We start from the raw sequence: 13,199 nt of genomic DNA, 5'->3' as shown, positions 1-13,199 counted from the left end.
AACGGGCGGCAGCACGGATCAGGGCTGCACGATCTTGCCCTCTCTGGTCATCGCCACACCATCAAGCGAGAGCGAACAGCCCCGCAGCGGGATGTCGAGGTGGCAGGGCGTGTCGCGCGCGCCGCCGGCCTCGGTGTTGGGGCCGGTCGAAAACAGGAAATTTCCCTCAAAGCATCGGCTGTCCATGCTCAGCGCCGCTTCGCGGTCATACAGGCCCAGCGTTGTCCAGCTTGCGCGGTTTTCCAGGCCCCAGCCGACATGCGCCATGTAATAGGCGTCGGGGTCGTCGAAGGTTTCCATGAAGCTGCGGATATACTCGGCGCTGACCCCGCCCTCGATTTTCGTCACGATGCCCTTTTCGACGGTCAGAAACACCTTCTCGGTCGCGTAGCGTTTGAACGGCAACAGTATGTCGCCCTCATCGATCACGATCAGGCCTTCGGCGCTGCCCTCGTCGGGCCAGCGCGCGATCATGCAGCTTGGCCAATGGTCCCAGCGCCCCGGCACGTCGGCCAGCCCGTATTGCTGAAGCACCGGGTATTGGCCGAGCTTGCAGCGAAAATCCGTTCCGGCCCTCGAGGTCACGACCATCTCGCGCGCGGGCTCCATGAACCTGTTGGCGGCAATGACCTTGGCCTTCGCTTCGGGCGTCGGGATCATCCGCAGCATGGTTTCGGGCGGCTCGACCGCCAGCAGCATCCGTGTGCCGCCTTTCAGGATCTGCTCCTGCTCGGGCGAGAACAGCAACTGCATCGTGTCGATCACCAGATCGGCGGCCTTCAGCCCGGCCAGCGCCGCCGTGTTGAAGGCCAGTGGCGTTTTCCCGACATAGCCCGATTTGTCCCGGCTCAATGCCTTCTCGCCGTTGATCGCGGGCAAATTGATCATTGTCAGTATGCCGCCCAGAAGCGTGACCCCGATGCGCGCGCAGTTCACGATTTGCGGGTTGCTGTCGTCCGAGGTCAGGATCGCCACCTGTTCGCCAGGCCGCAGGTTGCATTGCTCAAGGACTTTCTTCCATGCGATGACGAGGTCGGCGTCGCTGATCGGCATTGGTTCGCTCCTGTCTGAGGTCGGTTACTGGCGGGCCCCAAGGTGATGAAAGCCGCGGTTGAAATGCAAAAGCGGCGCGCGGTCGGGATTGACCGAAATCTCTTCGACGCGCCCGATGAAGATACTGTGGCTGCCGATGCCGGTGGTCTGCACCAGGGTGCAGGCGATACTGGCCTGCGCATCCGCATAGGCCGGCGCGCCGGTGCGGGTTTCGATCCATTCGAACCCGTCAAACTGCGCCGCGCCGGCCTTGCCTGTCATCCCGGCGAAACTGGCCGCCAGATCGGTGGCCGCCTCGCACAGGATATTGACGCAGAAATGCCCGGCCTCTGCGATGGCCTCATGCGTCTGGCCATGGCGATTGATGCAGGCCAGCACAGTCGGCGGCTCCATCGTGACCGAGGTGAAGGCGGTGGCGGTAATGCCGCGCCGCGCCGTGCCCCGGCCGGCGGTGATCACGGTCACCCCCGAAGCATAGTGGCGCATCGCCGTCTTCAGGCCCTCGGCGGCGTCGGAGCGCGGAAAAAGCATCGGCATTGTCATGATCCGCTCCGGGTGTCGGCAGGCGCGGCCCGACGCCAGATGGGCAGGCGCAACAGGCGATCCACGATGAAAGGGCCGAACAGCACCACCGCGAACATCCGCACCGTCTGAAAGGCCAGCACGGCGGCAACATTCGCCTTGGTCGAAATGGCGACGAGGGCGACGGTTTCGATGCTTCCGGGCGCCGTGGCAAGGAAGGCCGTCTTCAGGTCAAGGCCCGAAACCGCCATCAGAAACAGGCCGAAGCAGCCGCTGACGCCGATCAGCACCGCAGTCGAAAGCAGCACCGCCGGGATCAGCCGCAGCACATGGCCCAGCACGCTGGGGGTGAACTTCAGCCCGACCTCGAGCCCGATCACCCCGAAGGTGATGATGATGATCGGTTGGGGCAGGGCCAGATGCATCCAGCCGCTGGCCTCGATCACCGCGCTCACGATCATCGGAACAAGCATCCCCGCCGCGGGCAGGGCCCGCAGCCGCGTGGCGAAAAGCGCGCTGGCGGCGATGGCGATGGCAATGGCGGCGGACAGGGGCGTGGCGGGGCGCGCCAGCGCGGCGGTATCGGCGGCGGTGGGCAGGAAGTTCGCCAGCACCGCAACCGAAACGATCACCGAGGCGAGGCGGACATATTGCATCAGCGCCACGATGCGGGCGTCCGCGCCGCGCTCTGTCGCGATGACGACCATCGCGCCGGACATGCCGGGCAGGCTGCCATAAACCGCGACATCCTCGGCGATGCCGGTCAGCCGGTTCATCGCCCAGCCGATCGCGAAGGCGGCGCAAAGGGTCAGTGCGGTCATCAACAGCAGCAGCGGCCAGTCCTGGATCAGATCGACAAGGATCGCGGGCGACATCGAAGAGGCGATGAACACCCCCGCCGCACCCTGCGCCAGCAGATACGCGGGGCGCGGCACCCGCAGCGGGCTGCCGCTGGCACCAAACACGATGCCTGCGGCCAGCGCCCCCAGCAAGGGCGCCGCCGGAAAGCGGATCAGGCCGAGAAGCGCCGCCAGCAACGCGGCACAGGCCAGAAGCACGGCCCATTGTCGCGCGCCGCGATAGCCATCCGTGCGCATAAGGTGCAAGCGGATCGGTGCGGTCACGGCGCGGCCCCCGGTGCATCCAGCCGCGCCTCGATCCAAGCGGCGGCGGCCAGCGTGCGGGCATCTTCGCCCACCCGCCCGATCACCTGCACCCCGACCGGCAAGCCGCCTGACAGGATCGCGGGCAGGCTCAGCGCGGGCATGTGCAAAACGGTCCAGGGCGTATTGAAAACCGGCGCGCCGGTCGCGCCCAGCCCCTCGGGCGCGGGGCCCGGCGCGGCGGGGGCAAGCAGCACATCGACATCGGCCATCGCATCGGCCAGCGCGGCCCGGATCCGGGGCAAAGCGGCGCGGGCGGCGTCATAGGCGGGGGCGTCGATCTGGGCCTTTTCGGCCAGAAACGCGCGCGTGACCGGGGTCAGCCGATCCCACAGAACCGTACGCTCGTGCGCCAGCGCCCGGGTAACCTCCCAGCCCATGATCGCGGCGTGAATATCATGCGTCGCGATGAAATCGGCGGGCGGGTCGATATCGACAACGCGGCCGCCCGCCGCCTTGATCCGCGCCACCGCATGCTCGAGCGCGGAGAGCGTGCCGGGCTCTGCGGCCTCGAACGGCGGCGTGCGGAACAGGCCGACTCGGGGGGGCGTGCCCGGCACCCCGTTCAACGCAAGCCCCGGCCGTCCGGCCAGAACCGACGCAATCAGCGCCGCGTCGCGCACCGAACGGGTGATGAGGCCCAGCGTATCCAGCGAATGCGCCAGCACCTTGATCTCAGCGGGCTCCAGCAGGCCGAAGCTCGGCTTGTACCCCACCACCCCGCAATAAGACGCCGGGCGGATGATCGAGCCTGCGGTCTGCGTGCCAAACCCCATCAGCGCCATGCCCGAAGCGACCGCCGCGCAAGACCCGCTGGAGGACCCGCCGGGGGTATGCGCGGTGTTCCAGGGGTTGCGCGTTTTGCCAGGGCTGGCCATGGCGAATTCGGTCGAGACGGTCTTGCCAAGGATCAGCGCACCCGCCTGTTTGCATTGCGTCACGCAGGGCGCGTCCCAGGCCGGGCGGGTGCCCGCATAGGCCGCCGTGCCATAGCCCGTGGGCATGTCGCAAGTGTCGATCACATCCTTCACCCCCACCGGCAACGCGGCCAGCGGCCCGGCGGCGCCGGCGGAATCCAGCGCGGCGGCGCGGCTCAGCACCAGCCCGGGGTCGAGGAATTCAAAGGCGCCGATCCCGGCCTCGCGCGCGGCGATGTGGTCAAGATAAGCCTCGGCCACCGCCCGGTGCGACAGGCGGGCGCCGCCAACCGCCGCGATCAGATCGGTCGCATCGAGGGCGAGAATATCGGTCATGCGCGATGCTCCGGAAGGGTGGGGCGCAGATGCGCCCAGGGGGCGGCGCGCTCGATCTGGCCGGCCAGCGCGAACAGCAGGTTGTCGCCGCCCAGAGCCGCGCCGAATTGTACGCCGACCGGCAAGCCTTGGGCGGACAGGCCGAAGGGCAGGCTCATCGCCGGAAAGCCCGAGGCGTTGAACGCGCAGGTGAAAGGGCTGTGCGCCCAGAACCGATCATAAAAGGCATTGAGACCCGGCGTGGTGCTGGCCATCTCGCCGATCTTCGGAGGCAGCTCGGCGCTGGCGGGCGACATCAAAATGTCGAACCGTGCGAAAAAGCGGCCGAGGTCGCGCGCGGTCTGGTGCAGGCGGTTGACGGCGGCAAGGTAGTCCATGCCGCTGAGCCCTATCCCCTCGCGTACCCATTCCTCGTTCACCGGCTCCAGCGCCGCCGCCGGATCGTCAAGCCCCAGCGCCCGGCCGCGCGCCAGTACCGCCGCGGCCACGTTCACGCCCGGAATCACGCGCCAGGCGGTTTTCAGCGCCTGCGCGTCATAGCCCGCATCGGCCACCTCTTCGACCTCATGGCCAAGGTTCTCCATCAGCCGTGCAGCCTCCAGGCACCGCGCGCGGACCTGCGGATCGACGGGCGTGCCAAGCGGAGAGTCCAGCGTAAGCCCGATGCGCAGCGAACCCGGATCGCGCGCGACCGAGGCAAGAAAGCTGCACTCTTGCTCCGGCTGGGCGTAGGGATCGCCTTGATCGGCCCCGGCGGTTGCATCCAGCAGCGCCGCACTGTCGCGCACCGAACGTGTCAGCGCGTGCGGGGTGGACATGCCCGCGATCGCTTCGACCGCGACAGGCCCGAGCGGGTTGCGCATGCGGCTGGGTTTGAAGCCGAACAGCCCGGTGTGCGCGGCGGGCAGGCGCGTTGATCCGGCGCCGTCAGAGCTGTTGGCGAAGGGCACCAGCCCCGCGGCCACCGCCGCCGCCGATCCGCCCGAAGACCCGCCCGGCCCGTGCTCGAGGCTCCATGGGTTGCGCGTGGCGCCGAATTCGCGCGGCTCGGTCGCGAAGCTGAGCGCGAATTCGGGCGTGTTCGATTTGCCCAGCAAGACAAGGCCCGCCCTGCGATAGCGCGCGGCAAGTGTGCCGTCGGCATGATCGACAACCCCGGCAAACAGGCGCGATCCCGTCGACAGTTCCATCCCCCGTACCGCAAACCCGGTGTTCTTGAGCAGGAAGGGCACACCGGTGAACGGCCCGTCGGGCAGACCGGCCTGCAGATCCGCCTCGGCGAGGTCGTAATGCGGATGCACGATGGCGTTCAGCATCGGCTCCAGCGCCGCGATCCGGGCGAGCGCGGTTTCGAAAACCTCGTGTGCGCTGACCTCGCCGGCGCGGATCAGCCCGGCGAGGGCGGTGGCATCCAATGTGTGATATTCGGCCAGCATCATCTCACCTGATCTGGGCAAGGAACGCGTCCTTGTCCCAATAATCGCGCGTGCATCCGATCGCACCATCACGCAGTTGCACGAGATGCAGCCCGTCCAGCGCCACCGCGCGCGGGGCGGGGGCGGGGTCTGCCTCGTTCGGGCGCGGGGTGAAGCTGCCTGTCATCCGGTAGCTGACCGCCAGCCAGTCGGCCGAACGGATCACCGCGCCGGGTTGCCAATGCACATCCGGCAGCATCCGGAAAAACCCCTCCAGCCCCTCGGCCAGCGCGGCATGGCCGGCGCGGGTCTTGGCCATGGCGATTTCCTCGTGGCGGCCGTCAGGAGTATAGAGCGCGGCGGCGGCCTGGGCATCATGCGCATTGTAAGCGGCATAGAACGCTGCCAGAACAGGCGTGTCGGGCATTGCGGGTATCGTCTCGCATCAAGGGGCGGGCGTACCGCTCGGGCGGCGCGCCCGGAGTGATCTGGCTACCAGTCCATTCCGGCGATGGTCTTCACCTGATCGACGAACGCTTCGCGGTTGACCTCTTCGAACAGGCGCGCCCGCAGGCGCGGCGCGGGCGAGGCGTTGACGTTCTCGAACAGTGCGACACGCCCGGCCAAGGCGCCCGAGGTCATATCCCATATGAAGTTCATCAGCAGTTCCTTCTGCATCGCCGTCACGCCGTGACCGGGCAGAAGTTCATTCAGGTAATGGCCGATTTCCGGGTTCTCGAAGGCGTCTTTGCCGAAACGCATCACCAGACCCTGACCGCAGATTTCCTGCAAGATATGGATGATACGCGGATAGTTCTCGATCGAATAGAGCCGCCCGGCCGTCAGCATCGAGACATCCGGCGTCATCACGCCCGAGGCCGTCATGCTGGCCTTGTGCTCGGCGGCATAGATGAAGGCGCGCAGCGTTTGCGCATATTCGATCAGCTCGCCCAGCATCAGTTGCACCGCCGGGATCTTGCCGGTGCCCAGCACGTCCAGCACCAGCTGCCCCGCGCCGACGAACAGTTCCGCCTTTACCGCAAGCCGGGTCAGTACGTGCCAATGCGCGAACACGCAGACCGGCCCGTACCACGACATCCCCGTCGGGTCTCCGAGGTTGAAGATCTTGTCCTTCGGCACGAAAACATCGTCAAAGACGATGAACTGGTCGGCCTCCTCGCCCAGCGACGAAACAGGATGATCGAACTTGCTCGCGCCGGGCTGAGAGACCATCTCGCGCGAGATCATCTTGATCCCGTCGGTATTGATCGGCACGGCCCCCCAGACGCAGGCCTCAGGTGGCGTGGTGGTCAGCCCGCCGAGGTTGGTGAAGAAGATGTCATTCGCCTGCGCGGCGATCGAGCCCACCGTCTTGGCGCCCGACACATAGACGCCGTCCTTGGTCGCCTTTTTCACCCGCAGAAAGGCCATTTCGGCGGCCTTGGGGTTGGAGCGGTCGGTCTGCGGCCCGGCAAGACTTTCCGAGGCGGTCAGGTTGTTGGCGCGGCCAAACGCCATATAGGCTTCGATATTCTCGCCGAAATCGGGGCTGCAGCCCTCGATCATGGATTTCTTTTCTTTGAAAACATCCACATGCGCCATCAGCCCCGCAACGATCGCGGGCGCCAGATCCGGCGGGCGTCCGAAGGTGCCTGCGGTTTTCAGGCTGGTGTATTCGATCATCTTGCGCCGGTCCGTCAACTCCTCGGATGAGCGGGGCACCTGCCAGGCGCGGCTCGCCAGTTCGCCGGTCGTGGGTTCGACATAGGTCGTGGCCTCGGCGAATTCGGGTTTGAACTGATCGTCGAACATCGAGGCGATCAACTCCACCCCCGCCGCCAGCGCGGGCTCGTCGGTGACCTTGTCAAGCTTCCGCCCGCCCAGCCAAAGCTGACGGCCATCATCAAGCGTTGCCTTGAATTCGGCGCCTGTCTTCAGCCGATGGGCCGGGTTCGGCGCATCCGTCGTCTTTTGCTGCATGGTCATGGCGTCATTTGAACCTTCCCTGTCGGTGGGCCGAGGCCCGCTCCGGAACTGCGCGGCGTGGTAAAGGCGGTCCGGTCATGTCATGAGAGCAAACTATGGCCGCCAACCAAATCTTTGCAACCAAAAATAATGGTTGCGTGTGGAAAAGCCATTTTGGCGGAGCGATTCACCGCCTGACGCCTTCGATTTTTGGCATAGAGATTCATATATCGCACTGAAAATAGCAGAATTTTAAAGAATTGGCGCGATATCAGCCCAAAATGAAGGCTTCTTTTGCTTTGCCGGGCTGCTTGATCAATCTCAACCATTAAATCGGTTGAGAGTTGTTGGCGGAAAGGTCGCGGCGGATATGGTCGAGATCAGGGTGGCTGGTTGCAAAGGGCCGACCCCGATTTCTCATGCAGCACCCGGACAGGGGATGCGGTCGCGCCGGCGCGCCGCATCCGCTCCGGGCATGACCGGAGCACAGGCGATGACAAAACCCCTTTCGGGGCATCACGGCAGGGCAGGCGGGCGGCAGGCCCTTCAGGGCGCGCTGCAGGTGATCGGGGCCGCGTCTTTGGCACCGCTGACGCAGGAAAAGCGCAGCGGCGCTTCGGCGGTTCCGGCGGCGCGCGCCAGCGGCATCTCGAAGCGGGTGTCCCAGCTCCGCCCCTCGACGCCGCACCAGATCCGCTCGACCGGCATCTGGTCGCCGATCCGGTTCAGCAAAACCACCGCGCCGCTGGACGGATCGGACCAGAGCGTGGCCGAAAGCGTCACGCCATATGCCGCCGTGCCAAGTGCGAAGGAATACCAGTGCGCAAGCTTCACCTCGCAGCTCAGGGTCAGGTCTCCGGCATTGGTGACCTCGAGGGGGACGGCCACAAGCCCCTCGGTGCCGCGCTTCGGTGATGGCGCGGTCGCCTCGGCATGTGCGGGGGGCAGCGCGGGCGCGCCCAGCAGCGCCAGCGCGGCGAGGGTCAGGACGAAACGTTGGGGAAGGTCGGTCACGGCAGCCTCATCGGAAAGAAGGGGGCCCGTCCGGATATGGGCGGGTCTGCAAGCCCGGTAACGGAAAACCAACCGGGCGGAATGTCAACACGGGAGCAAGACATGACGAAAACTGCAAACAAGCGACTTGCCCGGCTGATCTCCGTCGTGGCGATCTGTGCCGGGCTGGGATTGCCGGTTGCCGCCGAGGAGATCACCTCGATCGCGATCCTGACACCGGAGACCGGCACGGATTTCGGCTGGAACCAGCAGGGCATAGAAGGCGCGAAGGCCGCGGGCGAGGCCGAGGGGGTCGAAGTGATCGTCGCCGAAAACCTCGGCTACGGCGACGTGCGCCCGACGTTGCGCGAACTGGCCGAGGAAAAGCCCGGCCTGATCATCGCCCATGCCGGCGGCTACAACACCGCCGCGCCCGAGATCGGGACGGAAGCCGGTGTGAAAGTGGCCATTGTCGACAGCCCCGACGCGCTCAAGGCGGGCATGGTGGCCGACTACACCGCCTCGGGGCACGAAGGTGCCTATCTCGCGGGTGTGCTGGCGGCGAAGATGACGCGCTCGGGGACCGTGGGTATCGTCACATCGGGCGAGCCGCCGTCGTGGAACGCGCAATCGGCCGCCTTTGCCGAGGGTGTGAAAGCCACCAGGCCCGACGCCGTGATCCGCTACGCGGTGATCGGGCCGGCGGCTTATTCCGACGCGGCAGGCGGCAAGCGAGTGACGGAATCGCTGATCGCGGCAGGGGCCGACATCATCTTCGGTCAGGGCAACGGCTCGTCCTTCGGGATGTTGCAGGCGATCGAAACCACGCCCGCCGGTGATGGCGGCAAGGTGACATTCATCGACGTGATCGGTGACAAGACCCCGATCGACAAAGGCTATCTGCTCAGCTCGGTGCTGTGGAACCTGACCCCTGTCTATCAGGCGATGATCGAGGATATCAAAGCCGACGCCTACGGCAGCCGCAACTATGACATCAACCTCAAGGACGACTCGGTCGCGCTTCTGAAAACCGACCAGATCCCGGATGATATCTGGGATGAGGTGATGGCGGTGCGCGAGCAGATCGTGTCGGGGGAGGTGAAGGTCACTCCGAAATTCGATGCCGATTCCGTGCATGCGCTGGTCAGCGGAAACTGATCCTGACCCATCGGGCGGGTCCCCGCCTTCGGGCCCGCCCATCCTTTCGGAGAGAAACATGCCAGACGGACAAGCGATTCCTTCTGCCGCGCGGCCGATCTCGGGTGGCGCGCCCATCGTCAGGCTCGAAGGCGTGACCAAGCGCTATCCGGGCGTCATCGCGAACGACCGTATCGACATGGAGTTTCATGCCGGCGAGGTGCACGTTCTGCTGGGCGAGAATGGCGCCGGCAAATCGACGCTTGTGTCGATGCTGTCGGGGCTGCAGCAGCCCGACGAAGGGCGCATTCTGATCGACGGCGACGCACGGCCGATCGCGTCGCCCGCCGGGGCGCTGGACATCGGCATCAGCACGGTGTTCCAGCATTCGATGCTGGTGCCCAGCCTGACGCTGGTGGAAAACGCCGTGCTGGGCCGTGCCTGGTGGCGGCGGCCGGATCGCGAGGGCACCGCGGCCCGGATGGCGGCGATGGCGGCGCGGATCGGGGTGAGCCTTGATCCGATGGCGCTGACGGGCGATCTGTCGTTGGGCGAACGCCAGCAGGCAGAGATCGTGCGCGCGCTGATGCGCGGGGCGCGTTTTCTGATCCTCGACGAAGCAACCGCGATGCTGACGCCGCATGACGCGGCGCGGCTGGGCCAACTCATGCGCCGGCTGGCCTCCGAGGGCGTGGCGGTGGTCTTCATCACCCACAAGCTGAACGAAGCGGTCGAATATGGCGATCGTATCTCGGTGCTGCGGCTGGGCAGGAAAGTGGGCGGCATCGCCCCCGAAACGCTGCGGCAAATGGATCCGCAAGCCGCCACCGGCGAAGTGGTGCGACTGATGTTCGGCACCCATGACATGGCGTCTGGGGCGGCCGCGCGGGTCGATCCGGCCACGGTGGACCGCGCGGGCGACCCGGTGCTCGAGGTGCTCGCGCTCTATGCCGGGGCCGCGGCGGTGCCCCTGCACAACATCGAATTCAAGGTCTGGCCGGGCGAGGTTTTCGGCATCGCGGGCATCGATGGCAATGGCCAGAAACAACTGGCCGAGGCGTTGGCGGGCCAGGAGCCGATTTCCGACGGGCGGATCCGGCTGGATGGCGCCTTTGTCGATCGTCTCTCGATCGGCGCGCGCCGTGGCAAGGGGCTGCGCTATATTACCGACGACCGGCTGGGCGAGGGCACGGTGGGCAGCTTTTCGGTCGCCATCAACCTGCTGCTGAAAGAAATCGGCGCGGCGCCATATTGGGTTCAGGGCTTTGAAAAACCTGCGGAGATCACCGAGAATGCCCGCGAAAAGATCCGCGCGTTCGACATCCGCACGCCCTCTGCCGAAACGCCGGTGGGCAAGCTTTCGGGCGGCAATATCCAGAAAGTGCTGCTGGCGCGCGAACTGACCGGCACGGCGCGCGCGGTGATTTTCAACAAACCCACCTACGGGCTGGATCTGGCGAATATCGCCGCAACCCGGCAGCGTATTCGCGATACCGCCGAGGCCGGGGCCGCGGTGGTGCTGATCTCGACCGAGCTTGATGAGCTTCTCGACCTGAGCCACCGCATCGCGGTGATGGATCGGGGGCACCTGGCGGGGATCGTTGCAAATGATGACGCGGCACGCCGGAAAATCGGCGAGTTGATGAGCGGGGTCGGCGAATGAGCGTGGAGGCGATGGATGAAATCGAAAAGCCCCGCGCCCTTGCCGCGCGGCGGCGCGAAATTCTGGATCTGCTGGTGGCAAGCCTTGGCCCGGTGCTGGCGGCTTTCGTGATATCGGGGGTGATCCTGCTGCTGATGCAGGTGAACCCTGTCTCTTACTACGGCTATGTTTTCGGTCGCGGCTTGTTCTCGCCCACGGGCGTTCAGGCCACGCTCACGCGCATGGGGCCACTTCTGCTGATCGCGGCCAGCCTGATCGTCGCCTTCCGGGCCGGGATCTGGAATCTGGGCGGTGATGCGCAATTTCTGATCGGCGCGGTGTTCAGCGCCGCGGCGACGCCCCTGATGGCGCCGCATCTTCCCGCAGGGTTGGCGCTGGTCATCGGCATGGCTGTTTCCGCGGGTTTTGGCGCGATCTGGGGGCTGATCCCGGCGTTTCTGCGCGCCTATCAGGGGGTGAACGAGATCATCACCACGCTGATGATGAACTTCCTCGGCATCTCGCTGGCCAGCGTTCTGGTCAAGCTGCTGTTCCTTGATCCGGCCACCACCGTGCCGCAAACCCGCACTCTGCCGGTCGAGGATCGCCTGCCCAGCCTGTTCGGCACCACGATATCAAGCGGCGTGCTGATCGGCCTTGCCGCCGTCCTGCTGGTGCATTTCGTGATGACGCGCACCGCCTTCGGGCTGCGGCTGCGGGTGGTGGGGGCCAATCCGGGGGCCGCGATCCATGCCGGGCTGGCGGTGCCCGGGCTGACCATCGCCGTCTTCGCGATCTCGGCGGGCTTTGCGGGGCTGTCGGGCGGGGTCGCCATTCTGGGCCAATATGGCAACGTCCGGGCCGACTGGAACCCGGCCTATGCGATGTCGGTGGTGCCGCTGGTGTTTCTGGCGCGGTTCAACGGGTTTGCCTCGATCGGTTTCGTCGCGCTGTTCTCGATCCTGTCGATCGGGTCGGAAAGCGCGGCGCGGCGGATGGGTGTGCCGAACTACTTCACGCTCGTCACGGTGGCCATTCTGCTGATCCTGCTTGGGCTGAGCGAATACCGGGGCGCGCGGCGCCGCCAGAGGGCAGGAGCCTGAGATGACCCTTTTCACAGACACGTTCCTGATCGCGCTGCTCGCCGGCGTCGTGGCGGCGGGTGTGCCGTTGCTGCTGGCGGGGCTGGGCGAGCAGCTTTCGGAAAAGGCCGGTGTGCTGAACGTCGGCATCGAGGGGATGATGCTGGGCGGCGCCTATGCCGGCTTTCTGGTCGCCTGGGCGACCGAGAGCATTGGCCTCGGCTTTCTGGCCGGGGCTTTTGGCGGCCTGCTTGTGGCGGCGCTGATGGTGCTGTTTTGCGTGCGCCTCGGCCTCAATCAGGTTGTGATCGGCATCGCCCTGACGCTGGGGGCCGAAGGGACAACCGCGCTGTTGCATCATGTACAGTTCAGCCGCCTGTATCCGCGCCTGCCCGAGGTGCCGACATGGCGCATCCCCGGCCTTGCCGATATCCCGATCGTGGGCCCCGCGCTGTTCGACCGTGAGCCGGTGGTCTATTTGGCCCTGGCGTTGGTGCCGCTGTTCGCCTGGCTCTATCGGCGCACGCATCTGGGCCTTGCGATCCAGGCCGCTGGCGACAAGCCCGCCGCCCTTGATTCCGCGGGCGAGAACGTGCTGGCGATCCGCGCGCTGGCGGTGCTGGGCTGTGGCGCGCTGGTCGGGCTGGGCGGCGCCTTCATGTCGATCGCCGGGGCCGGGGTCTTTGTGCCGTTCATGACGCATGGCAACGGTTTCATCGGCATCGTTCTGGCGATGCTCGCGCGCGGCCGGCCGCTTTGGGTGCTGCTGGGGGCGGCGCTGTTCGGCGCCTGTCTTTCGGGCTCTACCGCGTTGCAGGTGGCGGGCGTGGATATACCGACCGACGTGGTGCAGATGCTGCCCTTCGCGGCGGTAATGCTGGTGCTGCTGATCGCGGGGCGCAATGCGAAACTGCCGAGCGCGCTTGGCGCGGCCTATGTACGTGGCGAGCGCTGAATCCCGGGTCGCAACGGCC

General features: G+C 66.2%; 12 protein-coding genes. 4 read left to right on the top strand and 8 right to left on the bottom strand.

Annotated elements, in window-relative coordinates:
- Positions 1-18: 18 nt before the first annotated feature.
- The 8 genes from TQ29_RS16050 to TQ29_RS16015 form a co-directional block, all read right to left on the bottom strand.
- Positions 19-1,053: a hypothetical protein gene (locus tag TQ29_RS16050; RefSeq protein WP_054539987.1), complete on the bottom strand. Its 1,035-nt coding sequence runs from the start codon at positions 1,051-1,053 to the stop codon at positions 19-21.
- A 24-nt stretch (positions 1,054-1,077) separates the two neighbouring features.
- Positions 1,078-1,596 (bottom strand): flavin reductase family protein, encoded by a 519-nt coding sequence (locus tag TQ29_RS16045; protein ID WP_207642718.1) that lies wholly within the window; start codon positions 1,594-1,596, stop codon positions 1,078-1,080.
- Positions 1,593-2,699: an AbrB family transcriptional regulator gene (locus tag TQ29_RS16040; protein ID WP_054539986.1), complete on the bottom strand. Its 1,107-nt coding sequence runs from the start codon at positions 2,697-2,699 to the stop codon at positions 1,593-1,595. The genes TQ29_RS16045 and TQ29_RS16040 overlap by 4 nt, the downstream gene beginning before the upstream one ends.
- Positions 2,696-3,991, bottom strand: a complete 1,296-nt coding sequence (locus tag TQ29_RS16035) for an amidase (protein WP_054539985.1) — start codon at positions 3,989-3,991, stop codon at positions 2,696-2,698. The genes TQ29_RS16040 and TQ29_RS16035 overlap by 4 nt, the downstream gene beginning before the upstream one ends.
- Positions 3,988-5,448, bottom strand: a complete 1,461-nt coding sequence (locus TQ29_RS16030; protein ID WP_207642717.1) for an amidase — start codon at positions 5,446-5,448, stop codon at positions 3,988-3,990. Before TQ29_RS16030 ends, TQ29_RS16035 begins: the two co-directional genes overlap by 4 nt.
- Entirely contained in the window at positions 5,432-5,833 is a 402-nt protein-coding gene (locus TQ29_RS16025; RefSeq protein ID WP_054539984.1) for a nuclear transport factor 2 family protein, read from the bottom strand. The genes TQ29_RS16030 and TQ29_RS16025 overlap by 17 nt, the downstream gene beginning before the upstream one ends.
- 65 nt (positions 5,834-5,898) lie before the next feature.
- Positions 5,899-7,392 carry a 4-hydroxyphenylacetate 3-hydroxylase N-terminal domain-containing protein gene (locus TQ29_RS16020; protein WP_207642716.1) on the bottom strand — a complete coding sequence of 498 codons (1,494 nt, stop codon included), beginning with the start codon at positions 7,390-7,392 and terminating at the stop codon, positions 5,899-5,901.
- Between the two features lie 525 nt (positions 7,393-7,917).
- Positions 7,918-8,385 (bottom strand): hypothetical protein, encoded by a 468-nt coding sequence (locus TQ29_RS16015; protein ID WP_054539983.1) that lies wholly within the window; start codon positions 8,383-8,385, stop codon positions 7,918-7,920.
- Positions 8,386-8,487: 102 nt separating this feature from the next.
- Here TQ29_RS16015 and TQ29_RS16010 point away from each other — a divergent pair, with 102 nt between their 5' ends.
- From TQ29_RS16010 to TQ29_RS15995, 4 genes are read left to right on the top strand one after another with little or no spacing between them, the layout of a single operon-like run.
- The gene (locus tag TQ29_RS16010) at positions 8,488-9,522 is read left to right on the top strand and encodes a BMP family protein (RefSeq protein WP_082386687.1); all 1,035 of its coding nucleotides are present in this window, start codon (positions 8,488-8,490) and stop codon (positions 9,520-9,522) included.
- Between the two features lie 58 nt (positions 9,523-9,580).
- On the top strand, positions 9,581-11,164 hold the full coding sequence (locus tag TQ29_RS16005; protein ID WP_054539982.1) for an ABC transporter ATP-binding protein: 1,584 nt from the start codon (positions 9,581-9,583) through the stop codon (positions 11,162-11,164).
- Positions 11,161-12,246 (top strand): ABC transporter permease, encoded by a 1,086-nt coding sequence (locus TQ29_RS16000; RefSeq protein ID WP_054539981.1) that lies wholly within the window; start codon positions 11,161-11,163, stop codon positions 12,244-12,246. The genes TQ29_RS16005 and TQ29_RS16000 overlap by 4 nt, the downstream gene beginning before the upstream one ends.
- Position 12,247: 1 nt before the next feature.
- Positions 12,248-13,180 carry an ABC transporter permease gene (locus TQ29_RS15995; RefSeq protein ID WP_037206260.1) on the top strand — a complete coding sequence of 311 codons (933 nt, stop codon included), beginning with the start codon at positions 12,248-12,250 and terminating at the stop codon, positions 13,178-13,180.
- Positions 13,181-13,199: the final 19 nt, after the last annotated feature.

It is taken from the genome of Actibacterium sp. EMB200-NS6, assembly GCF_001305615.1.
In the GTDB taxonomy this organism is placed as follows: Bacteria; Pseudomonadota; Alphaproteobacteria; order Rhodobacterales; family Rhodobacteraceae; genus Actibacterium_A; species Actibacterium_A naphthalenivorans.
The sequence above is the reverse complement of the archived record's forward strand: the minus strand, read 5'-3'. Positions and strand labels throughout refer to the sequence as shown.

Excerpts from the sequence above, each read along its gene's own strand:
- TQ29_RS16050 (WP_054539987.1), bottom strand. The coding sequence starts at position 1,053 with ATGCCGATCAGCGACGCCGACCTCGTCATCGCATGGAAGAAAGTCCTT.
- TQ29_RS16045 (WP_207642718.1), bottom strand. The coding sequence starts at position 1,596 with ATGACAATGCCGATGCTTTTTCCGCGCTCCGACGCCGCCGAGGGCCTG.
- TQ29_RS16035 (WP_054539985.1), bottom strand. The coding sequence starts at position 3,991 with ATGACCGATATTCTCGCCCTCGATGCGACCGATCTGATCGCGGCGGTT.
- TQ29_RS16025 (WP_054539984.1), bottom strand. The coding sequence starts at position 5,833 with ATGCCCGACACGCCTGTTCTGGCAGCGTTCTATGCCGCTTACAATGCG.
- TQ29_RS16020 (WP_207642716.1), bottom strand. The coding sequence starts at position 7,392 with ATGACCATGCAGCAAAAGACGACGGATGCGCCGAACCCGGCCCATCGG.
- TQ29_RS16010 (WP_082386687.1), top strand. The coding sequence starts at position 8,488 with ATGACGAAAACTGCAAACAAGCGACTTGCCCGGCTGATCTCCGTCGTG.
- TQ29_RS16005 (WP_054539982.1), top strand. The coding sequence starts at position 9,581 with ATGCCAGACGGACAAGCGATTCCTTCTGCCGCGCGGCCGATCTCGGGT.
- TQ29_RS16000 (WP_054539981.1), top strand. The coding sequence starts at position 11,161 with ATGAGCGTGGAGGCGATGGATGAAATCGAAAAGCCCCGCGCCCTTGCC.
- TQ29_RS15995 (WP_037206260.1), top strand. The coding sequence starts at position 12,248 with ATGACCCTTTTCACAGACACGTTCCTGATCGCGCTGCTCGCCGGCGTC.